General features: G+C 57.0%; 22 protein-coding genes. 10 read left to right on the top strand and 12 right to left on the bottom strand.

Going from position 1 to position 20636, the window contains the following annotated elements; translation table 11 throughout:
* Nucleotides 1-109: 109 nt before the first annotated feature.
* Together sseA and ACR0B3_RS06620 are read left to right on the top strand one after the other, a co-directional pair.
* A complete protein-coding gene (gene sseA, locus ACR0B3_RS06625; protein WP_480808368.1) occupies nt 110-964 on the top strand; it encodes a 3-mercaptopyruvate sulfurtransferase in 855 nt (284 codons plus the stop codon).
* Nucleotides 964-2148 carry an amino acid aminotransferase gene (locus ACR0B3_RS06620; protein WP_480808367.1) on the top strand — a complete coding sequence of 395 codons (1185 nt, stop codon included), beginning with the start codon at nt 964-966 and terminating at the stop codon, nt 2146-2148. Before sseA ends, ACR0B3_RS06620 begins: the two co-directional genes overlap by 1 nt.
* A gap of 69 nt (nt 2149-2217) precedes the next feature.
* Here the strand turns inward: ACR0B3_RS06620 and ACR0B3_RS06615 are convergent, their stop codons facing one another.
* Both ACR0B3_RS06615 and ACR0B3_RS06610 read right to left on the bottom strand, forming a co-directional pair.
* The gene (locus ACR0B3_RS06615) at nt 2218-3540 is read right to left on the bottom strand and encodes an ammonium transporter (RefSeq protein WP_480808366.1); all 1323 of its coding nucleotides are present in this window, start codon (nt 3538-3540) and stop codon (nt 2218-2220) included.
* A gap of 34 nt (nt 3541-3574) precedes the next feature.
* Complete coding sequence (locus tag ACR0B3_RS06610; RefSeq protein ID WP_170675441.1) at nt 3575-3913, bottom strand: P-II family nitrogen regulator; 339 nt, start codon at nt 3911-3913, stop codon at nt 3575-3577.
* A gap of 257 nt (nt 3914-4170) precedes the next feature.
* Between ACR0B3_RS06610 and ACR0B3_RS06605 the strand changes: the two genes are divergently transcribed.
* The gene (locus tag ACR0B3_RS06605; protein WP_480808365.1) at nt 4171-6357 is read left to right on the top strand and encodes a transglycosylase domain-containing protein; all 2187 of its coding nucleotides are present in this window, start codon (nt 4171-4173) and stop codon (nt 6355-6357) included.
* Nucleotides 6358-6409: 52 nt separating this feature from the next.
* On the opposite strand, the gene leuB is transcribed toward ACR0B3_RS06605, so the two are convergent.
* Nucleotides 6410-7513: a 3-isopropylmalate dehydrogenase gene (gene leuB, locus ACR0B3_RS06600; RefSeq protein WP_480808364.1), complete on the bottom strand. Its 1104-nt coding sequence runs from the start codon at nt 7511-7513 to the stop codon at nt 6410-6412.
* Nucleotides 7514-7604: 91 nt separating this feature from the next.
* Here leuB and ACR0B3_RS06595 point away from each other — a divergent pair, with 91 nt between their 5' ends.
* Nucleotides 7605-8132, top strand: a complete 528-nt coding sequence (locus tag ACR0B3_RS06595; protein ID WP_480808363.1) for a redoxin domain-containing protein — start codon at nt 7605-7607, stop codon at nt 8130-8132.
* Nucleotides 8133-8138: 6 nt separating this feature from the next.
* On the opposite strand, the gene ACR0B3_RS06590 is transcribed toward ACR0B3_RS06595, so the two are convergent.
* Nucleotides 8139-9032, bottom strand: a complete 894-nt coding sequence (locus ACR0B3_RS06590) for a LysR family transcriptional regulator (RefSeq protein WP_480808362.1) — start codon at nt 9030-9032, stop codon at nt 8139-8141.
* 83 nt (nt 9033-9115) lie between these two features.
* Here ACR0B3_RS06590 and ACR0B3_RS06585 point away from each other — a divergent pair, with 83 nt between their 5' ends.
* Nucleotides 9116-10021 (top strand): Rossmann-fold NAD(P)-binding domain-containing protein, encoded by a 906-nt coding sequence (locus tag ACR0B3_RS06585; protein ID WP_480808361.1) that lies wholly within the window; start codon nt 9116-9118, stop codon nt 10019-10021.
* Nucleotides 10022-10043: 22 nt separating this feature from the next.
* Here the strand turns inward: ACR0B3_RS06585 and ACR0B3_RS06580 are convergent, their stop codons facing one another.
* The 6 genes from ACR0B3_RS06580 to ACR0B3_RS06555 all read right to left on the bottom strand — a co-directional run bounded on the left by ACR0B3_RS06580 (nt 10044) and on the right by ACR0B3_RS06555 (nt 15010).
* On the bottom strand, nt 10044-11066 hold the full coding sequence (locus tag ACR0B3_RS06580) for an endonuclease/exonuclease/phosphatase family protein (protein ID WP_480808360.1): 1023 nt from the start codon (nt 11064-11066) through the stop codon (nt 10044-10046).
* On the bottom strand, nt 11063-11842 hold the full coding sequence (locus tag ACR0B3_RS06575; RefSeq protein ID WP_480808359.1) for a hypothetical protein: 780 nt from the start codon (nt 11840-11842) through the stop codon (nt 11063-11065). The genes ACR0B3_RS06580 and ACR0B3_RS06575 overlap by 4 nt, the downstream gene beginning before the upstream one ends.
* 383 nt (nt 11843-12225) lie before the next feature.
* Complete coding sequence (gene leuD / locus ACR0B3_RS06570; protein WP_480808358.1) at nt 12226-12831, bottom strand: 3-isopropylmalate dehydratase small subunit; 606 nt, start codon at nt 12829-12831, stop codon at nt 12226-12228.
* A gap of 42 nt (nt 12832-12873) precedes the next feature.
* Entirely contained in the window at nt 12874-13428 is a 555-nt protein-coding gene (locus ACR0B3_RS06565) for an HdeD family acid-resistance protein (protein ID WP_010438761.1), read from the bottom strand.
* A 38-nt stretch (nt 13429-13466) separates the two neighbouring features.
* Complete coding sequence (gene leuC, locus ACR0B3_RS06560; protein WP_480808357.1) at nt 13467-14870, bottom strand: 3-isopropylmalate dehydratase large subunit; 1404 nt, start codon at nt 14868-14870, stop codon at nt 13467-13469.
* Nucleotides 14871-14914: 44 nt separating this feature from the next.
* Entirely contained in the window at nt 14915-15010 is a 96-nt protein-coding gene (locus ACR0B3_RS06555; protein WP_260023663.1) for an isopropylmalate isomerase, read from the bottom strand.
* A 103-nt stretch (nt 15011-15113) separates the two neighbouring features.
* Between ACR0B3_RS06555 and ACR0B3_RS06550 the strand changes: the two genes are divergently transcribed.
* From ACR0B3_RS06550 to ACR0B3_RS06535, 4 genes are all read left to right on the top strand, one after another.
* Nucleotides 15114-16466 (top strand): mechanosensitive ion channel family protein, encoded by a 1353-nt coding sequence (locus ACR0B3_RS06550; protein ID WP_480808356.1) that lies wholly within the window; start codon nt 15114-15116, stop codon nt 16464-16466.
* Between the two features lie 164 nt (nt 16467-16630).
* Nucleotides 16631-16990 carry a ribosome silencing factor gene (gene rsfS / locus ACR0B3_RS06545; RefSeq protein ID WP_039541351.1) on the top strand — a complete coding sequence of 120 codons (360 nt, stop codon included), beginning with the start codon at nt 16631-16633 and terminating at the stop codon, nt 16988-16990.
* Nucleotides 16991-17034: 44 nt separating this feature from the next.
* Nucleotides 17035-17505, top strand: coding sequence for a 23S rRNA (pseudouridine(1915)-N(3))-methyltransferase RlmH (gene rlmH / locus ACR0B3_RS06540; protein ID WP_480808355.1), 471 nt, complete (start codon nt 17035-17037; stop codon nt 17503-17505).
* A 1-nt stretch (nt 17506) separates the two neighbouring features.
* Nucleotides 17507-17992, top strand: a complete 486-nt coding sequence (locus ACR0B3_RS06535; RefSeq protein ID WP_480808354.1) for a flavodoxin family protein — start codon at nt 17507-17509, stop codon at nt 17990-17992.
* Nucleotides 17993-17995: 3 nt separating this feature from the next.
* Here the strand turns inward: ACR0B3_RS06535 and ACR0B3_RS06530 are convergent, their stop codons facing one another.
* A complete protein-coding gene (locus ACR0B3_RS06530) occupies nt 17996-18343 on the bottom strand; it encodes a hypothetical protein (RefSeq protein WP_480808353.1) in 348 nt (115 codons plus the stop codon).
* A gap of 35 nt (nt 18344-18378) precedes the next feature.
* Nucleotides 18379-19089 carry a DUF599 domain-containing protein gene (locus ACR0B3_RS06525; protein ID WP_480808352.1) on the bottom strand — a complete coding sequence of 237 codons (711 nt, stop codon included), beginning with the start codon at nt 19087-19089 and terminating at the stop codon, nt 18379-18381.
* A gap of 80 nt (nt 19090-19169) precedes the next feature.
* On the opposite strand from ACR0B3_RS06525, the gene ACR0B3_RS06520 reads away from it, so the two are divergent.
* Entirely contained in the window at nt 19170-20609 is a 1440-nt protein-coding gene (locus ACR0B3_RS06520) for an FAD-linked oxidase C-terminal domain-containing protein (protein WP_480808351.1), read from the top strand.
* Nucleotides 20610-20636 lie beyond the last annotated feature (27 nt).

The following is a 20636-nucleotide window of genomic DNA, read 5'->3' as shown; positions in this document are numbered from 1 at the left end:
GTGTGATCGCAAAAAAACGTTGCCTGCCAGCGCTCTGACCTGCGGCGTGACTTGAACGTTTCGCCAAGCCGCTATAGGGACAAATCAAGCTCGCTTAGGGGAGGTATTGATGCAGGACGATCCTAAAACCCTCGTTTCCACCGAATGGTTGGCCGTACATCTCAAAGATCCCGATCTTCGGATACTGGATGGGTCGTGGTACCTGCCGCAGCAAAAGCGCGATGCCAAGGCCGAGTATGACGCAGGCCATATCCCAGGCGCGCGGTTCTTTGAAATCGACGAGATTTCTGACCACCGGTCAGAGCTGCCGCACATGGCACCTCCGGTCGAGAAATTCATGTCTCGTCTGCGCGCAATGGGCGTCGGAGATGGCCATCAGGTTGTTGTTTACGATGGGGCCGGTCTGATGTCGGCCGCGCGGGTCTGGTGGCTATTCCGGCTGATGGGACAGGAAAATATTGCCGTGCTGGACGGCGGTCTGCCGAAATGGCAAGCCGAAGGTCATGAGATCGAGGACCTGCCCCCGGTGATCCGCGACCGCCACATGACCGTGCGTGTACAGAACCGCCTTGTTCGGAACGTCACGCAGGTTTCGTCTGCTGCGAAATTGGCTGATCACGAGATCATTGATGCGCGCTCGGCCGCGCGCTTTGCCGGGACCGAGGCGGAACCGCGCGAAGGTTTACGCTCAGGCCATATTCCCGGCTCGCGCAACGTGCCATTTGGTCTGCTCTTGAACAAGAACGGCACGATGAAATCGCCCGAGGAATGCCGCGCGATATTTGAAAATGCTGGCGTCGATCTGTCGAAGCCTGCAATCACATCTTGTGGGTCTGGCGTGACCGCTGCGATCCTCAGCCTTGCGTTGGAACGCATGGGCAAGAAAGACCACGCGCTTTATGACGGCTCATGGGCGGAATGGGGTGCATTCCCGACCCTTCCTGTCGCAACCGGAGAGAACTGATGTTCGAGAACCTCAAACCGCAGCCAGCAGACAAGATTCTGGCGCTGATGCAGATGTATCGCGATGACCCGCGTGATCAGAAGATCGATCTGGGCGTTGGCGTCTACAAGAATGCCGAGGGCATCACCCCGGTCATGCGCGCCGTCAAAGCAGCCGAAAAGCGCATTTTGGAAGAGCAGGAAACCAAGGCCTATACCGGCTTAGCGGGCGATCCGGCCTATGCTGATGCGATGATCGGTCTGATCTTGGGTGCATCAGTGCCGCGCGCCAATATCGCCGCTGTAGCAACTCCGGGGGGCACCGGAGCCTGCCGCCAAGCGTTTGAGATGATCCGCATGGCCAATCCCTCGGCACGCGTATTTGTGTCGAACCCGACATGGCCGAACCATTTGTCGATCCTGAATTATCTGGGCATCGAAACCGTCCAATACCGGTATTTCGACAGCGAAACCCGAGGTGTCGACTTCGACGGCATGATCGAGGACCTGAAATCTGCCAAGGCAGGCGATGTGGTTCTGCTGCACGGCTGCTGCCACAACCCGACTGGCGCCAACCTGAACATAGTGCAATGGCAAGAGGTTGTGAACCTGATCAACAAGCGTGGCCTCGTGGCGATGATCGATATCGCTTATCAGGGCTTTGGCGATGGTCTGGAAGAAGATGCGCAAGCGACTCGTCTGGTGGCCTCATCCGTCAAGCGCTGCCTGATCGCGGCATCCTGCTCCAAAAACTTTGGCGTTTATCGCGAGCGTACCGGCCTGCTGATGGCGATCAGCGATGATCCAGCGCAAACGGCTCTGAATCAGGCGACTTTGGCGTTCCTGAATCGGCAGAACTATTCCTTCCCGCCCGATCACGGCGCGCGAGTGGTGACGACGATCCTGAATGATGAGGCTCTGCGGGCCGATTGGGCCGCCGAACTTGAAGAGGTTAGGCTGTCCATGCTGGGCCTGCGTCAGCAACTGGCAGATGAGTTGCAACGCCTCAGCGGTTCGGACCGGTTTGGCTTTGTCGCTCAGCACCGTGGCATGTTCTCACGCCTGGGCGCGGCACCCGAACTGGTTGAAAAACTGCGGGCAGATCACGGCATCTATATGGTCGGCGACAGCCGCCTGAATATCGCCGGGTTGAATGCGACAACCGTGCCAATTCTGGCGCAGGCGATAATTGATGTCGGCGTCTGAACAGCGTCTTTAAAAAAGGAAAACCCGGGCACGACGCCCGGGTTTTTTTGTTTGAATATAGGTGGCTGGTTAACCTTTGGAGAATTCCGGATAGGCTTCCATGCCCAGCTCTGCCATGTCGAGGCCGTTGATCTCATCCTCTTCGCTGACGCGGATGCCGATGGTGGCCTTCAGGATTGACCACAAGACCAGCGCAGCGACAAAGGTGAACACGCCGTATGCGATGATACCGGTCAACTGAGTGATTAGGCTGGCTTCACCGTAGAAGATCACGGCGATAGTGCCCCAGATACCGGCGAACAGGTGAACCGGGATCGCACCAACAACATCGTCGATCTTGAACTTGTCCAGCATCGGAACCGCGAAGACCACGATGATACCACCCACAGCACCGATCCACAGAGCGCCGAACAGGGTAGGGGCCAGCGGTTCAGCTGTGATTGAAACCAGACCGGCCAGCGCGCCGTTCAGCACCATGGTCAGGTCAGGCTTTTTGTACATCAGCTGCGTCATGATCAGGGCTGCAACAGCACCGGATGCGGCGGCCATGTTGGTGTTGGCAAAGATGCGCGACACGTCCGATACATCTCCGACGGTGCCCATCGCCAGTTGCGAGCCGCCGTTAAAGCCGAACCAGCCCAGCCAAAGGATGAAGGTACCCAAGGTAGCCAAGGCCAGGTTCGAACCGGGCATCGGGTGCACTTTGCCGTCCTTGTACTTGCCAATACGCGGCCCAAGGATGATGGCACCTGCCAGCGCTGCCCAGCCACCGACCGAGTGCACAATGGTCGAACCCGCGAAGTCCGAGAAGCCAGCCTCGGACAGCCAGCCGCCGCCCCACTGCCACGAGCCCGAGATCGGGTACATGATACCGGTCAGAACAACCACGAAGGCCAGGAAGGGCCACAGCTTGATCCGTTCAGCCACCGCGCCGGACACGATCGAGGCGGTTGCTGCGACAAAAACCAACTGGAAGAAGAAGTCCGAGCCGACCGAGGCATAGTCCAGCGCGGCTGCATCCGCGCCAACACCTACCGGGTCAAGAACGGTCGTCGAGAAGAAGGGGCCCAGCCAACCCGAAATGGTCCAGCCATCACCTGGATACATTAGGTTGAAACCGATCAGCCAGTACATGATCGCTGCAATCGAAAACAGAGCGATGTTCTTGATCATCTGCATGGCAACGTTCTTGGACCGAACCAGCCCGCCTTCGAGCATGGCAAAGCCTGCGGCCATGAAGAACACCAGGAAGCCACCCATCAGGAACAGCAGCGTGGTGAAGATATATTGAGTGTGAAGCGCAGGCTCGCCGCTGGCGGCCTCTTGCGCAAGGCCCATCTGCGGCAACGCGACGATCGCGGCGGCAGGGATGAGAGATTTCATCAGGTTCATTGTCAGTCCTCGAATGATGTTGGGTGGGGGCGCCTTAAAGCGCGTCTTCGTTGGTTTCCCCGGTCCGCACGCGCAGGGCCTGCTCGACATCGAGGACGAAAATCTTGCCATCGCCGATCTTGCCGGTCTTGGCGGTGGTGGTGATCGTCTCAACGATCTGGTCGGCCATGGTGGCGGGCACCACGATCTCAAGCTTGATCTTGGGCACGAAATTCACGGCGTATTCGGCACCGCGATAAATCTCGGTGTGGCCCGATTGCGAGCCAAAGCCCTTGATCTCGGTCACCATCATGCCGCGCACGCCTGCATTGGTCAGTGCCTCGCGCACCTCCTCAAGCTTGAACGGTTTGATTGTCGCAATGATCAGTTTCACGTCTTTCCCCTCTACTACTCCGGGCAGTCTAGTATTTTGCACCTGCAGAAAAATGCGCGACCGGGTTTCAGATGGAACATTTTCCGAGGGTAAAAACGGGCAGAAAATCAGCAATCATGCACATTTTTTGCACAAACCGTGAAGACTGATTAATATTTGGGCAAACTTGTAAGGGGAAATACCGGAATTTCACACCTCTACATGGTCGATCTGGCGGGGTATGGTGCCTCAAAAGCATAATCGGGCAGAGTTTGAGCATGGCTGAGTCCAACCGCCGCAAACCGCGACTGGTCGCGGACAAAAGGTACCCGTCCAAAGGTCGAAAACCTGCGGCGACCAAGCGGTCTGCGAAACCCGCGGGCAAGAAATCGACGGCCCGAAAGACCGCTGCGCGAAAAACAACGCGCAAGAAAACACGCCGCAGTTCCGGTGGAAAAGGGGGCGGTATCTTTCGCCGCATGTTCCGCTGGCTCTGGCGCCTGTTCTGGGGCATCACATGGCGGGTCGGCGCGGTTGCCGGGCTTCTCTTGGCGCTGGCGGTGGGTGTTGTCTACACCTCACTGCCGGATGTGGATGCCTTGTTGGATGGGCGGGCCAAGGGTTCGGTGACCTTGCTGGATCGAGATGGCAAGGTCTTTGCCTGGCGCGGGGATCAGTTTGGTGGGGTGATAACGGCAGATACGGTTTCTCCGCATCTGAAGAACGCCGTGATCGCGACTGAGGATAAACGGTTCTACCGCCATTTCGGCGTCAGCCCGCGCGGTGTGGCAAGTGCGGTGCGCATCAATCTGAGCGAAGGGCGCGGACCGTTGTCGGGCCATGGCGGCTCAACCATCACGCAGCAAACGGCCAAGCTGCTGTGTTTGGGCGTTCCTTATGATCCCAGCGCTTGGGAATCCGAGGCCGCGTACGAAGCCGATTGCCGCCAGGGCTCGCTATGGCGCAAGGCCAAAGAGGCGGTTTATGCCATCGCGATGGAGGTGAAATACTCCAAGGATGAGATCCTCACGATCTATCTGAACCGTGCTTTCCTTGGCGCCGGTGCGCGCGGGTTTGAGGCTGCAAGTCAGCGATATTTCGGAATATCAGCGGCAGAAGTTTCTCCGGCCGAGGCAGCGATGCTGGCGGGGCTTTTGGTCGCCCCTTCGCGCTATGCGCCCACGAATAACCTGCAACGCTCACAGGACCGTGCGCGGTTGGTGGTTGGGCTTATGGAGGCCCAGGGCTATCTGAGCAGCGCCCAAGCGAGCGAGGCGCGTAGCCGTCCGGCGCAGTTGTCCGAGGCCGCCGCCGCCCGCGCTGGGGGATACTTTGCCGATTGGGTGATGGCCAGCGGGCCCGAGTTCTTTACCCGCAACACGACCGAGGATGTGGTGATCCGGACCACACTGGATCAGCGCATCCAAACCTCGGCGGAAGAAGCGCTGAAATTCATCTTCCAGGAAAAAGTACGCGAAGGATCCAAAGCGCAAGCAGCCATTGTGGTAATGTCTGCAGACGGTGCTGTCCGAGGTATGGTCGGCGGACGCAAGACCCGCGTGTCTGGTGCGTTCAACCGGGCCACACAGGCTCTGCGACAGACCGGTTCGTCGTTCAAACCGTTTGTCTATGCGACCGCGTTAGAACTTGGGTATTCGCCGCTCGACACGGTGATGGACGAGCCGACCTGCTGGAACATCGCGGGATCAGGTCAGTGGTGTCCGAAGAACTACACCAACAAGTTCTATGGCCGCGTGACGCTGGCGGATGCTTTGAAAAACTCGTTGAACATTCCCGCGGTCAAAGTGGCGGATATTTCGGGCCTGGATAACGTCCGCACGGTTGCGAGTGGTTTTGGCCTGTCGAGCGATCTAGCAGAAGGCCTCGCGCTGGCGCTGGGCGCATCGGAAAGCACTTTGATCGAGATGACGGGGGCTTATGCCGGCATCCTGAACGGCGGCTCGGCAGTTGATCCTTATGGCCTGACCGAATTGAAGCTGCTGGGTGAGACCGAGCCTGTCATGGTCACAACAACCGGTATTGGTGAGCGTGTGATAAACGACAAGGCCGCCAAGCAACTGACCTGGATGATGGAGCGCGTGGTTTCAGAAGGCACAGGCGGTCGTGCGAAACTGCCGGGCTGGCAGGTGGCAGGCAAGACCGGCACAACTCAGGCCGCGCGGGATGCCTGGTTCATTGGTTTCACGGCGGATTATGTGGCAGGTGTCTGGATGGGCTATGACGACAATACGCCGTTGTCAGGTGTCACTGGTGGAGGCCTGCCGGCAGAGATCTGGAAAGAAACTATGGTGCGTGTGACCGAAGGTATGACGCCCACGCCACTGCCGTTGCTGGCGCCGGATCCACCTGTCAGAACCGCTCAGCCACAACAACCACGTCGCCAGAAAGAAACCGGGCTGGATCGGGCAATCAACAATCTGTTGAAAAATATCTTTGGCAACTAACAAAAAAGGCGGCGCGCTGGGCACCGCCTTTGGAAACTGATGAATTGTGTAACTAGACGCTTTCGTCCAGCGCCGCCAGAATTGCATCACCCATTTCACTGGTCGAAACCGGCAGAACACCTTCTTCTGCCAGCAGGTCAGCCGTGCGAACACCATTGGCCAGAACCTTCTCGATCGCCGCTTCCAGACGACCTGCTTCGTCGCCTTGATCAAAGCTGTAACGCAGCGCCATGGCGAAGCTGAGGATACAGGCAATCGGGTTGGCTTTGCCCTGACCCGTGATATCGGGGGCAGACCCATGCACCGGCTCGTACATCGCCTTGGGGCGACCATTGGCCATCGGTGCGCCCAATGAGGCGGACGGCAGCATGCCCAGTGAGCCGGTCAGCATCGCGGCACAATCGGACAGGACATCGCCAAACAGGTTGTCTGTGACGATCACATCAAACTGTTTAGGTGCGCGTACAAGCTGCATGGCACCATTGTCGGCATACATATGTGTCAGCTCGACCTCGGGATATTCTTCACCGACGCGGGTCACGACTTCGCGCCACAGGATGCCCGATTCCATTACATTGGCTTTTTCCATCGAGCACAGTTTCTTGTTCCGGCGCATCGCCAGCTCAAAAGCGGAACGCGCGGCGCGTTCGATTTCGGATTCGGTGTAACGTTGGGTGTTGATACCTACCCGCTCGTTGCCTTCCTCAAAAATGCCGCGCGGCTCACCAAAATAAACGCCCGAGGTCAGCTCGCGCACGATCATGATGTCGAGGCCAGCCACCACGTCTTTCTTCAGCGACGAGAAATCGGCCAGCGCGTCAAAGCACTGAGCGGGACGCAGGTTGGAATACAGGTCCATTTCCTTGCGCAGGCGCAGCAGACCGCGTTCTGGCTTCAGGCTGAAGTCCAGATCGTCATATTTAGGGCCACCAACGGCACCCAGAAGAACCGCATCAACCTCTTGCGCCTTAGCCATGGTTTCGTCCGACAGGGGCTTGCCGTGCGCGTCATAGGCCGCACCGCCGACCAGATCCTCGCTCACGTCAAAGTGAAGGCCGCGATTGGTGCCGAACCAATCGATGATTCTGCGCACTTCGGCCATAACTTCGGGGCCAATTCCGTCTCCGGGCAGGATGAGGAGCGAGGGGTTGGACATCGACAGTCTCCTTGCGTTTTGTCGCACACGCCCTAGCGTTTGCAGCGCATCGGGTCAATGAGACGAACCCATCAAATCATGAGGAAACCACATGCTGACACCCGGAAATCCGGCCCCATCGCTGAAAATCGAAACTGTGGGCCACGGCACCTTTGATCTGGAACGTCACGCAGGCGAAAACGGAACGCTGGTGATTCAGTATCGCGGCCTGCACTGTCCAATCTGTATTCGCCAGATGGGTGAGGTCGAAGCGGCGCTGGATGATTTCGCCGAATTGGGGATCGAGGTGATCATGATCACCACGGATACCGGCGAACGCGCGGCGGAAACGGTTGAAAAAGCCGGGGTGTCGAAGCTTCGCGTAGGTTACAGCCTACCTATGGCTGATGCGCGCGACGTTTGGGGGCTGAATATCTCGGTGGCCCGCGAAGGCAGTGCCGAGCCTGCATTATTCGCCGAACCGGGGCATTTTTATGTCAAACCCGATCAGACGTTGTATTACGTCTGGCAGCAGACGACGCCGTTTGCCCGACCACCCATGTCGGATATCGTTGGCGGTTTGAAATTCACCCTGGCTAATAACTATCCGGCGCGCGGAACCTATACCGGCGCGTTGTAGTCGGAATTACAATCGGGCCTTCAACCCTTCAGCCAGCAAATCCCAGACCCTGCGAATACGTGGGGTCTGTCGCATCGCCTGAGGCGCGGCCAACCAGACGGGCAGCACCGGAATCTCGACATCAATGTCCAACACCTCGACCTTTGGATCAGCCTGCACAGTGCTGAGCTGGCTGAACCCTACGCCACAACCTGCGCGGATCAATTCCCAGTAAGCCGTCTGGTTATCGCACCGCGTGGCAAAACTGTCCCGGCTGGCAGGCCAGCCCTTGTTACGCATCGCGGTAATAATGTCTTCGTTGGTGTCAAATCCCACAAGATCGTGCTGCATCAGCTCTGTCGGCGTATTTGGCCGTCCGGCGCTGTCTAAATAGGATCGGGCGGCGCAGAAACACAGCGGAACCTCTCCGATATGTTTGGCAACAATATCGACCTGTTCAGGGCGGTACATGCGTACGGCGATGTCAGCTTCGCGAAACAACAGGTTTTCACTGGCGTCTGAGGCGACCAGATCAAGCTGAATGGCTGGTTCCGCCTGCCGGATCGCGGCGATGATCGGCGGCAGCAGATGGTGCGAGACAAAGACCGAGGCGGTGATCCTGACCGAGCCTTCCAACTGTTGCGCCTGCCCGGCCGCCGTCAGCCCAAGCGCATTGACAGCGCCGTGCATCTGCTGCGCCATAGGCAACACTTGGTGCCCCACATCGCTGAGCGTCAGACCGCGTGCGTGACGGTCAAACAGGGATACGCCAAGCTCTTGTTCCAGCGCATGCACCTGTCGCCCCAGCGTTGGCTGGCTGCGCCCCAGTTGCTTTGCGGCTGCGGACAAGGAACCCGTTTCCGCAACGGCAAGAAAGCTTTGGATCAAGGACCAGTCGGAAAGTCGAAGAGGATTAGCCATTCAAAAACGAATACATAATCTGCAGTTTTTGGCAATTTCCAAAGATGAGTGAATGAATAGATTGGTGGTGAATGGAGGGACAGATGCCACAGTCAGCACTTATTCTCGGGGCTAACGGCCGATTTGGTCGCAATGCTTCCCAAGCCTTTTCCAACGCTGGTTGGGTCGTGCGCCGGTTTGATCGCCGTAACGAAGATTTACACACGGCGGCGCGCGGAGCAGATGTTGTTGTGAATGCCTGGAACCCGCCATATCCCGATTGGGCAAAACAGGTGCCTGAACTGCATCGCCAGGTGATCAAAGTCGCTTCAGAATATGACCTGACGGTGATTGTACCGGGGAATGTCTATGTATTTGGTGCGGAGACGCCCGGCCCATGGTCGGCCGATACGCCGCATCTGGCACAGAACCCACTGGGCCGCATTCGGATCGAAATGGAAGAGGCGTATCGCGCCTCATCCGTGCGAACCATTGTTCTGCGAGCGGGTGATTTCATTGACACTGAGGCTTCGGGAAACTGGTTTGATCAGATATTGATCAAGCACTTGCAGCGTGGTCGCTTTGTGTACCCCGGGAATCCCGATATCCCACATGCTTGGGCCTATCTGCCCGACCTGACATGCGCTGCCGTCGCACTGGCTGAAATGCGTGATCAACTGCCACGCTTCTGTGACATTCCTTTTGCCGGGTACACTCTGACAGGCAATGAAATGGCGCAAGCTCTGTCGCCGCTAGGTGGACAGGAGGTGGTGCTCAGACAGATGGCGTGGTGGCCTTTGAATCTGGCCCGACCATTCTGGCGCTTGGCACCTCACTTGATCGAGATGAAGTATCTGTGGAATACGCCGCATCGGCTGGATGGGCAATTCTTTGATCAGCTCTTACCAGAATTTGTGCAGACCGACCTGATTGAGGCGCTTAAAACGGCGATCCCTGATCGCTCTGCTGATGCGCACCAAGAACAACAAGGGGCGGCTTTGCAGTCATGAATGCGCGCCGATCAGACTCAGTCTATCTGTCGAGTAGATCGACCCAGATAAGCCGGTGGCGACTCGCCCTCGCAGCCGCTTCACTCTCGGCGGTTTCGGGCCAGTAAATGCCTGCGTCCTCCACCTGCCAATCGGCTGATGGCAGGACGTAGTCTACTCTCATCTCACCGACGCCTTTCCAAAACACCGTTGTGGTGGACCCGGTATGGTCAACAGGAAGGGGATCCTGAATCAGAGGGTCGGCCAAAAGGTCTGTGATTGCGGCCTTCCGCCCCTCCCCCTTTCTGGGGTCCAGATTCGCGTCGCCTGCAATGATGAAACGGCCTGTTGGTTTGGAGCCCAGGTCGCCGTTCAACAAAAGTGACCAGAGGCGAATTTCATCCTTGTTGCGCAGCCCATTCCGGTCTTCCGTCCCATCAAAGACTGGGGGGCTGGCATGGAAGGTCATCAGATCCAGACGACCACCTGGGGCCTCAATAGGAACGACCCAATGCGCCGTTGAAGACAGTCTTTGGACAGACTGCGCCTGATCCGAGGGGAATGGCATTCCATCGACAACCGGCAACACAGACCCGGGTAGGTCGCGCCATAGCAGCTCTGAATAGGATAGGACCTCATCTTTCACGATAGGATAGCGGGACAGCACTGCCAAACCGTTCTGACCTGTGAAACGGCCCCAGCCCTGCGCATCACCCGGGCCTCCGGTCTCACCATCTCCATCCAAATCCAATGTGGTTTCGAATCCAGAATTGGGTTGCTGGGTGAAGCTGTAGGGATAGTCCAAGCCTGAGTCTTTCAGCGCCTCCGAAAGAGTCGTCAGGGCAAGCCCATCTAAATCCCAATCGATCCCTTGTAGCGCAACAATATCAGGGCGGGTTGCCAGCAGCACCTCAATCACCGCGAAGACTTGCGAATCTTCGCGCTGGATGTCGCGCAACAACAGCCCGGGACCATCGCGGCTGAGCTCGGTGTTATAGCTTGCAACACGCAGCGTCTCTGCCTGCGCCGCAAACGGCAGCAAGAGCAGGACCAAGTTGCGGATCATGCGACTTGAGTGGACTCGGATGTTGAGTAGGCGCGGCGTTTTTCGACGATCAGGCTGGCAATGCGCAGTGTCGCCATGCCGCGCATGATCATACTGGCGGGCAGGAAGGCCCACGCGCAAAGCGTCCAAATCATGGTCTGCGGATTGCTGAGCGCAATCGGAGTGACAAACGCAGCCATCAGTTTAATCAGGGCCGGAATCAGGAAGGGCAACAATGCCCCAATCGCAATGTTCAAACGTCCGTCGCGTTGCAAGCGCGTGACGACATCGCCGCCTTTGGTCGGATCAAACAGGGGTAGATTTGTCCAAACATTGAAGGCGCCGTTGCCCGTTGGCCATCCCCGAAACTTCACCGCATAGGCGAAGCTGGCGATGGTAACCAGTGCGGCGATATAGGCGGTGCTTGCTGAAATACGCACCAGTTCCACCAGGGGCTGACTGGCGTCTGCGGGTAGCATCAAAACCACGAGGCGAACGGGGGAATAGGGGAAATCCACCACATTCGCGATCATCAGGCCAATCGAATAAAACAGGCCCGTGAGATCTGAGGGGGCATAGGCGTTTTTGCAAATCAGCGTCAGGAAAGTGACCATGGACATCAGTCCAACAAAGCGTAGCCTGTTCACAGGGGGGGCATCGCGAAACTCAATAAAGCTGGGAAAGGCCGAGTTGTATTCCGAGAAGGTCAGGATAAACGCAAGAATCGCCAAAAAGACGACAATCTCAGTCCCATTTGACGTCGATGAAGGCAGGTACAACGCAGGTGTTAGCACCATGAGTGCTACTAATAATCCGCGTATCGCCGCCCCCGTAGTGCGTGCAATCACAATCCGAACCCTTTTTTCAAACCGGAGCAGTCGATTCTGTGCCGACTTATCATCCAACTTGGTCTTACCGCTTGTTCGCCTGCGGCTACCTCATGGAAGCCTACATTGCTGATAAGCGGTATTTCGCTCAAGTCGGAGTGCAGAAAACACGGAGTTTCGGGCAAAATGATGGCGCAACTGGTGCGGGATTGCATCATTTTCGACGCAAATCCGGCGTGTATCTCAAAGTGATACCTAGATGTAGTAGTTCCGTAGATTTCAACCCCAAGAACGCGAACGGGGCCGCCTTAGCGACCCCGTTAAGTTGAGTATCAACAGATTCGTCCCCAGAATCATACCCAGGGACGGGCCTGACTGGCGTGATCCTCGAACTTGTCGATATGATGGTCTTTCTCCATCGTCAGGCCGATATCGTCCAGACCGTTCAGCAGGCAGTGTTTGCGGTGCGGGTCGATATCAAAGCTGATCTCGACACCATCCGATGTCGTGATCTTCTGATCTTCCAGGTGGACTGTCATGCGTGCGTTTTCGCCTTTATGCGCGTCATCCATCAGAATCGCGTGATGCTCTTCTTCAACCACGATGGGCAGGATGCCGTTCTTGAAGCAGTTGTTGAAAAAGATGTCGGCAAAGCTGGTCGAGATCACGACCTTAATGCCGAAATCCTTGATCGCCCAAGGCGCGTGTTCGCGCGACGAGCCGCAGCCGAAGTTGTCTCCGGCCACAAGAATCTCGGTTTCGCGATAGGCGGGTTTGTTCAGAACGAAATCCTCGTTCTCGCCGCCATGGTCGTGATAACGCATCTCGTCAAACAGCACGACACCAAGGCCAGACCGTTTGATCGTTTTCAGGTGTACCTTGGGGATGATCATATCAGTGTCGATATTGATCAGGGGCATTGGGGCGGCCACCCCGTGGACTATTTCGAACTTTTCCATCTCTACACTCCTGCGGGGTAGGGCCGCGCCCTTGCCTCGCGTTTAAGCTTCTTTCGCTTCTGTTGTTTCGTCCTTGGGTGCGTTCTTGACGAAGAACGCCATGAAGACCAATCCGAACCCGTTGAACAGCATCTCAATGCCCAGGAAGATCCCCAGTATGCTCAGCAATGCCTGCGGCTCTTGCCCCACATAGCTCCAGATGATGCCTGCGAGGATGATCGACAAGATGCCCGAGATCATCGTGGGCCAGAAAAACTGTGTTCCCTTCATCTGAAACGACAGGATGATCCGCGCGATGCCGCCTGCCATGAACAGGATCAGCACCACAGTCGCGAGCGTCAGCGTGCCCTGCAGCGGGTGATCCAGAAAGGACCAGCCCAGGAACAGCATGACCGCACCCATGATGAGTGACAGGATTTTGTTGCCAGCGCCTTCAACCGTGAAGCCACCAACGATCTGCAATCCGCCCGCAATCAATAGCAACACACCGGTCACTACCGTAACGGCAACGGATGCCACGACCGGAGCGCCCAGTACGAACACCCCGAATGCTATGGACAAAAGTCCCAGCAGCAGCCACTTGACCCAATCACTCATGTTAGTCTCTCCATCAAATATCTATATATGAGAGACTCTTACATCAATTCACGCACGTCTGTCAGCCGTCCTGTGATTGCCGCCGCGGCAGCCATCGCAGGGCTTAGCAGGTGGGTGCGTCCGCCCCGGCCCTGCCGGCCTTCAAAATTGCGGTTCGAGGTCGCTGCACAGCGCTCGCCCGGTTGCAGTTGATCCGGGTTCATCGCCAGACACATTGAGCATCCTGCCAGACGCCATTCGAACCCGGCATCTTTGAAGATTTCGGCCAAACCTTCTTCTTCGGCCTGTGCACGCACCAAACCCGAGCCTGGCACGACCATGGCGCGCATTCCGTCCTTGATCTTTTTGCCTTTCAGGATTTCAGCCGCAGCACGCAGGTCTTCGATCCGACCGTTGGTGCAAGAGCCGATGAAAACAGTGTCGATTTCAACGTCGCTCAGCTTTTGACCGGCTTCCAGACCCATGTACTCTATCGAGCGGCGGGCCGCATCGACCTTGCCGCCTTCAAAATCCTCGGGATGCGGTACAGACGCTGTGATCGGCAGAACATCCTCGGGGCTCGTGCCCCAGGTCACGACCGGAGCGATGTCTTCGCCTCGCAGTGTCACGACCTTGTCGAAATGAGCGCCTTCGTCGGTGTAAAGCTTCTTCCACCAGTCCATCGCGGCTTCCCACTGGGCACCTTTCGGCGCATGAGGCCGGCCTTTGACATACTCGAACGTGGTCTCATCCGGTGCGATCAAACCAGCGCGCGCGCCACCTTCGATCGCCATGTTGCAGACGGTCATGCGGCCTTCCATCGAAAGGTCCCGGATCGCTTTGCCGCAATATTCGATGACATAGCCGGTGCCACCAGCAGTACCGGTCTCGCCAATCACGGCCAGAGTGATATCCTTGGCGGTTACACCCGGCTGCAATTTGCCAGTGATTTCCACCTTCATGTTTTTGGATTTCTTCTGGATCAGGGTTTGGGTGGCCAGAACGTGCTCAACCTCAGACGTGCCAATACCATGCGCTAGCGCACCAAACGCGCCGTGGGTGGCGGTGTGGCTGTCGCCGCACACAACCGTCATGCCGGGCAGGGTCCAGCCCTGTTCGGGGCCGACGATGTGCACGATGCCCTGACGCACGTCATGCACAGGATAATAGTGAATGCCAAAATCCTTGGCGTTCTTGTCCAGCGCTTCGACCTGAATACGCGATTCCGGGTTTTCGATCCCGTTCACGCGGTCCGGGGTGGTCGGAACGTTGTGGTCCGGTACAGCGATCGTCTTTTCCGGTGCGCGCACCTTGCGGCCTGCCATACGCAGACCTTCGAACGCTTGCGGACTGGTGACTTCGTGCACGAGATGGCGGTCGATATAGAGCAGGCAGGTGCCATCATCGGCTTCATGCGCGACATGGGCATCCCAGATTTTGTCATAGAGTGTTTTGGGGGACATTGGTCCTCTCCCCGTATGTAATGCGAAATAGCTGGCGAGGTGGCTTAGGCCGCGGATAGGCGGGCCAGAACCGTGCGGGCAGCCCCAAAGAACCGTTCACGCAGGCGCGCGCGGTCTTCCAGATTCTGTTCTTGGGCCACATTGAGTCTCATGCGCCTCAGATATAACGGGGTTTGCTGTCAATCAAGGTGCAATCCGGCTGCGGGCTTGCATCCCTTCACGCGGATGGCCAAGCTGGCAGGCATGAACCAGGATCTGCTACCGGAAACGCTGTCCGAGCTTTATGCCAACATGACGGCAGCCTTTTCAGCACAGTTTGCGACCCTGATCGAACTGATCGTCACACCCGGCTGGCGCCAATATCAGTTGGTGATCATCCTGTTTCTGTGGGCGTTGGCGTTTCTGCTGAAACTTTTGACGCAAAAGCGATGGGATGCATGGGCCCGTGCCCGCACTGGTTGGCCGAAATGGCGATTGCGCATTCTAATTCAGTTCATGCGGCGTCTAACACTGGTTTACTTCGTCTTGCTGTCCTGGGGGCTCTATTGGGTCATGCAGCAGACAACATGGCCTTCGCGCAGCTATATCATCGGTGTTTTTGCAACGCTTGCGCTGGCCTGGCTGGCGATCGCGCTGGTCTCACGGTTGGTGCGCAACAGGACACTGCGGCAGATCTTCAAGTGGTCGATGTGGGTCTATGCAACGCTGATTGCGCTGGGGTTGACGGATGACGTGGCCGAATTCCTTGACGGTGTGGCGATCTCGATCGGCGATCTGCATATCTCGGCTTTGGGGATCATCAAGGCTGTTCTGCTGATCGGCATCCTGCTGACACTTGCACGGATCGGGACCCGCGCGGCCGAGCGCGGATTGAAAGCCAATGATGACATCACACCTTCGATGCAGGTGTTGCTGGCCAAGGGCATTCAGGTGCTGCTTTATGGTGCGGTGTTCATGGCCGCGATCCGGACGCTTGGCTTTGACTTGACGGGGATCGCGCTGTTGTCTGGTGCAATTGGTGTGGGGATAGGGTTTGGACTGCAAAAGGTCGTCTCGAACCTAATATCAGGCATCATCATCCTGATGGACCGGTCGATCAAACCGGGCGATGTGATCTCGCTGGGCGACACGTTCGGCTGGATCAATGCACTGGGCGCACGATATGTCTCGGTCGTTACCCGAGACGGGCGCGAATACCTGATCCCGAACGAGGATTTAATCACCAATCAGGTGGTGAACTGGTCACACTCGGACAAGTTCGTTCGGTTGGATCTGGAATTTGGCACCAGCTACGACGACGATCCGCACAAGGTGCGCGCAACGGCGATCCGGTCGGTCAAGATGGTCAAACGGGTGCTAAGCGGCGGCAAGCATGAACCGGTTTGTCACATCACCGGTTTTGGCGACAGCAGCGTAGACTATGTTCTGCGGTTCTGGATCAGTGATCCGACCAAGGGGCTGACCAATATACGGGGCAATGTCTACCTTGCGTTATGGGACGCGTTTCAGGCCGAAGATATCTCGTTGCCCTTCCCGCAGCGCGAAGTGCGCCTGCTGCCCGACGACGCAGAGGCGCAACAGCTCGCCAAAGAGTGAGGGGATGTCACAGCGCAAACCAGCCCTTTCATTGAAATGTTGCAATCCCCTTGTTACCTTATTAGTACCCCGGCGCCGGGGTTTGGCGGCGCGCAGCAAAGGAGGACTATGTCCTGTCTCTACATACACAGGCGGGTTTGCCCGCCGATGATGGGGCCAGTGTAATGGCCCACTCTCAGTCAATCAGCGACAAGCTGCTTGAGCGTATCCTTTCCTCACTTTCCGATGACAAGGCCGAAGACGTCGTGCAGATCAACCTGCAAGGTAAGTCTTCTGTTGCGGATCACATGGTGATTGCCTCGGGCCGGTCGACCCGACAGGTTTCGGCCATGGCGGAAAAGCTGACGGATCGCATCAAGCAGGAATTCGGTTTCACCTCGAAGGTCGAAGGCAAGGATGCCGGCGACTGGGTGTTGATCGATACGGGCGACGTGGTCGTTCATATCTTCCGCCCTGAAGTGCGCGAATTCTATCAGCTGGAAAAGATGTGGCTGCCCCAGGGCGGCAGCGCCTCGGCGAACTGAGGCGCCATCCCGGTCTGCATTAACAGGCCGGAGGCGAGAGAGATATGCGTATCAGCATAGTTGTGGTCGGGCGATTGCGCGCCGGACCGGAGAAGTCCCTGCTTGATGATTACCTGACCCGATTTAACCGGACCAGCCGAAGCTTGGGCCTTGGTCCGGCACGGGTGATCGAGGTCGAGGATAAGAAAAACGCTGGCATGGGGGCAGAAGCCGCGCTGTTGCGTAAGGCGCTGCCCAAAGGCGCTGTGATCTGCACGCTGGACGAGCGTGGGCGGGTCATGTCGTCTCCTGATTTTGCTAAAAAACTAGGTGGGTGGCGTGATGCAGGGCGTCAGGATTTGGCGTTGATCATCGGTGGAGCGGACGGAATAGACCCTAATCTGAGGGCTGAGGCCGATTTTTCCATCTCCTTCGGGTCGATGGTCTGGCCTCATATGTTGGTCCGTGTGATGCTGGCCGAACAACTGTATCGGGCCGCAACGATCCTGTCGGGCGGCCCTTATCACCGGGTCTGACATGGCGCAGCTTTTGATCGTTTATCATTCCCGTACGGGCGGCGCGCGCCAGATGGCTGAGGCTGCCGCCGCGGCCGCGCACGATGAAGCTGATACAATTCTAAAAACCGCCGATCAGGTCGAACCTGAGGATATGTTGGCGGCTGACGGTTATATCTTTTGCGCGCCCGAAAATCTGGCGGCGATTTCTGGTCTGATGAAAGAATTTTTCGACCGCTGCTATTATCCAGTGCTTGGTCAAGTCGAAGGGCGTCCCTATGCGCAGATGATATGCGCCGGATCAGATGGTGAAAATGCCGCGCGCCAGATGGCACGGATCGCAACGGGGTGGCGTCTGAAAGAAGTGCAACCGCCACTGATCATCTGCACGCATGCGCAAACGCCCGAAGCTATCCTGGCCAAAAAAACCATACCACAGGAGCAACTTGAAACCTGCCGCGAGATCGGTGCTGCCTTGGCGGCTGGTCTTAGCCTTGGGGTGTTCTGAGCGTTAGTTCAGATCGACCACGGTCGTGTCTACGCTCCAGCCCCCGACATTGTCGCGGGCCTGAATTTGCACCTGCGTGGTTCCGTCGGGGATAACCACCCCGCCCAGAGATCGGGTAAAAGGCTGCTCATCGACATGAGGGTGATGCAGCACGCGCATCCCCAACTCGTTTCCTTGCATATCCAGCACCCGCCAGCCATCGGCGTAGTCGTCCCAACCTGTATCAGGATGACGGATCGTGACGTCGAACCGCCAGGTATCTCCGCTCAAGCGAGCCGAGACCTGTTCGATCGTCGGAGGGTCGGCAAAAGCGGGGCTGGCTAGTAGGGTGCTGAGAATCAGATAGCGCATGGGGCTAAACTATGCGCTCGGGCACCGCATTGCGATCACGACTCTGTGTTTGGTGGTGCTGTCATCATGACGATTCGCGACTGCGAGGCAAATTCGCGCCGATAGAGGACGCCGAATGTGACTATCGAGCTCAGTATCAACGCTGCTGGCCCCAATATCCAGGCAATAGAAGCCAATGCAAAGTAGGTGGCCCGTAAGGCACGATTAAAACTGCGTGCCGCCGTGATGCAGATATCGGCTGCTTGAGCGGCACGGGCATAGGCCTGTGGATGATCGGGATCGTTTGGGACGGCGGCCATCAGGATGGCGCAATATCCAAACAGGCGATGAGACCAAACAAATTTCAGAAACGCGTTCGACAGAAAAAGAAGAATAATCAGTATCTTGACTTCCCACACCATCGCTGGCGCGCGTCCAATCGCAAGATCTTCGGCAACACCGGCAAGGCGTTCAGTATTGCCAAGCAGCGCCAGACCGCCACCAATTGCAATCATGATTGTTGATGCAAAGAACGTACTGCCCTGACGCATGGCCGAGATCACTTGTGCATCAAAAACACGCGGCTGGCGGGTCACCATTTCGCGCATCCAGGCATTGCGATAATCATCCATCATCAATGAGACAGACGGTTTCTGAGGGGACGGATTCTCGATCTTCCACCCAATCCCCAGCCAGGCGGCGAACAGCAGCAAAACAGCGGCGTAGTCTAGTGGAGAAAACAGCAATGCGCGGTCGATCCAGGTCATAGCGCGACACTATTGATGGATTCAGAAACTTGCCAGCCGGTATGATTGGTAATATAATTTTACCAGATGGGAGATCAGCGATGGAAATGCCGATACCAAATCCGGATGTCTTGGCGCGTAAGCAAGCATTGGTCACGCGGCTACAGCAGGTGCTGCCAAAGGATGCTGTGATCCATGACGAGGCCGAGACCCGGGCCTATGAATGCGATGCGCTTACCGCCTATAAATGTCCGCCGATGCTGGCAGTATTGCCTTCGACCACGCTACAGGTTTCCGATGTTTTGCGCATTTGCCATGAACTAGGTGTGCCGGTCGTGCCGCGCGGGGCAGGCACGTCATTGGCGGGTGGCGCGCTGCCGACTGCAGATTGTGTTATTCTCGGCGTCGCACGGATGAATGAAGTGCTTGAAGTCGATTACGACAATCGGTTCATCAAGGTGCAATCCGGCCGAACCAATTTGAGTGTGACCGGTGCCGTCGAAGAAGAGGATTTCTTTTACGCCCCCGATCCCTCATCCCAGCTTGCTTGTGCCATCGCTGGGAATATCGCGATGAATTCCGGTGGGGCACATTGTCTTAAATACGGGGTGACGACCAACAATCTGTTGGGAGTGACCATGGTCATGATGGATGGCAGCGTAGTTGAAATTGGCGGCACTTATCTGGATTCAGGCGGGTTAGATCTGTTGGGTGTTATCTGCGGGTCCGAAGGGCAGCTGGGTATCGTAACCGAAGCGACGTTGCGCATCCTGCGCAAACCCGAAGGGGCGCGGCCCGTGCTGATGGGCTTTGATGACAACGAAGTGGCAGGCCAATGTGTCTCTGACATTATCAAATCGGGCATTTTACCAGTCGCGATCGAGTTTATGGACCGACTGTGCATCCGGGCTTGCGAGAATTTCGCCCATGCGGGCTATCCCGATTGTGAGGCATTGTTGATCGTCGAGGTTGAAGGATCGGACGCTGAAATCGATAGTCAGCTGTCAAAGATCATCGAGATCGCCAAGCGACATAATCCGGTTGAGCTGCGCGAAAGCCAATCAGCTGACGAAAGCGCGCGTATCTGGCTGGGACGGAAATCGGCCTTTGGCGCAATGGGTCAGATCAATGATTATATGTGCTTGGATGGGACGATTCCGGTCTCATCGCTGCCTTTCGTCCTGCGCCGGATTGGGGAGCTGAGCAAAGATTATGGTCTGCCTGTTGGCAATGTGTTCCATGCTGGTGACGGTAATATGCATCCCTTGATCCTATTTGATGCCAACAAGCCTGGTGATCTTGAGAAATGTGAGGCGTTTGGCGCGGATATCTTGAAGCTTTGTGTCGATGCGGGGGGCTGCCTGACCGGTGAGCATGGCGTGGGCATCGAAAAGCGTGATCTGATGACCCACCAATATGCGCCTGAGGATCTTGAGGCGCAGATGGCGGTGAAAGATGTGTTCGATCCTGACTGGCTGCTAAACCCGGCTAAGGTGTTCCCGCTTGAGACATCTGCCGCGCGTCGGATGGCGGCTGAGTAAGCGGGCTCGACTCCTTACTCCTGAGTA

The sequence above is a fragment of the Ruegeria sp. CE9 genome (assembly GCF_056537425.1).
Note: the sequence above shows the minus strand (reverse complement) of the source record. Positions and strands in the feature narration are given on the sequence as shown.

Coding starts and splice junctions, on each gene's coding strand:
- ACR0B3_RS06535 (WP_480808354.1), top strand. CDS start 17,507: ATGGCGCAGCTTTTGATCGTTTATCATTCCCGTACGGGCGGCGCGCGC.
- ACR0B3_RS06595 (WP_480808363.1), top strand. CDS start 7,605: ATGCTGACACCCGGAAATCCGGCCCCATCGCTGAAAATCGAAACTGTG.
- leuC (WP_480808357.1), bottom strand. CDS start 14,870: ATGTCCCCCAAAACACTCTATGACAAAATCTGGGATGCCCATGTCGCG.
- leuD (WP_480808358.1), bottom strand. CDS start 12,831: ATGGAAAAGTTCGAAATAGTCCACGGGGTGGCCGCCCCAATGCCCCTG.
- ACR0B3_RS06565 (WP_010438761.1), bottom strand. CDS start 13,428: ATGAGTGATTGGGTCAAGTGGCTGCTGCTGGGACTTTTGTCCATAGCA.
- ACR0B3_RS06590 (WP_480808362.1), bottom strand. CDS start 9,032: ATGGCTAATCCTCTTCGACTTTCCGACTGGTCCTTGATCCAAAGCTTT.
- leuB (WP_480808364.1), bottom strand. CDS start 7,513: ATGTCCAACCCCTCGCTCCTCATCCTGCCCGGAGACGGAATTGGCCCC.
- ACR0B3_RS06525 (WP_480808352.1), bottom strand. CDS start 19,089: ATGACCTGGATCGACCGCGCATTGCTGTTTTCTCCACTAGACTACGCC.
- ACR0B3_RS06580 (WP_480808360.1), bottom strand. CDS start 11,066: ATGATCCGCAACTTGGTCCTGCTCTTGCTGCCGTTTGCGGCGCAGGCA.
- rlmH (WP_480808355.1), top strand. CDS start 17,035: ATGCGTATCAGCATAGTTGTGGTCGGGCGATTGCGCGCCGGACCGGAG.
- rsfS (WP_039541351.1), top strand. CDS start 16,631: ATGGCCCACTCTCAGTCAATCAGCGACAAGCTGCTTGAGCGTATCCTT.
- sseA (WP_480808368.1), top strand. CDS start 110: ATGCAGGACGATCCTAAAACCCTCGTTTCCACCGAATGGTTGGCCGTA.
- ACR0B3_RS06615 (WP_480808366.1), bottom strand. CDS start 3,540: ATGAACCTGATGAAATCTCTCATCCCTGCCGCCGCGATCGTCGCGTTG.
- ACR0B3_RS06520 (WP_480808351.1), top strand. CDS start 19,170: ATGGAAATGCCGATACCAAATCCGGATGTCTTGGCGCGTAAGCAAGCA.
- ACR0B3_RS06530 (WP_480808353.1), bottom strand. CDS start 18,343: ATGCGCTATCTGATTCTCAGCACCCTACTAGCCAGCCCCGCTTTTGCC.
- ACR0B3_RS06605 (WP_480808365.1), top strand. CDS start 4,171: ATGGCTGAGTCCAACCGCCGCAAACCGCGACTGGTCGCGGACAAAAGG.
- ACR0B3_RS06585 (WP_480808361.1), top strand. CDS start 9,116: ATGCCACAGTCAGCACTTATTCTCGGGGCTAACGGCCGATTTGGTCGC.
- ACR0B3_RS06550 (WP_480808356.1), top strand. CDS start 15,114: ATGAACCAGGATCTGCTACCGGAAACGCTGTCCGAGCTTTATGCCAAC.
- ACR0B3_RS06575 (WP_480808359.1), bottom strand. CDS start 11,842: ATGGTGCTAACACCTGCGTTGTACCTGCCTTCATCGACGTCAAATGGG.
- ACR0B3_RS06620 (WP_480808367.1), top strand. CDS start 964: ATGTTCGAGAACCTCAAACCGCAGCCAGCAGACAAGATTCTGGCGCTG.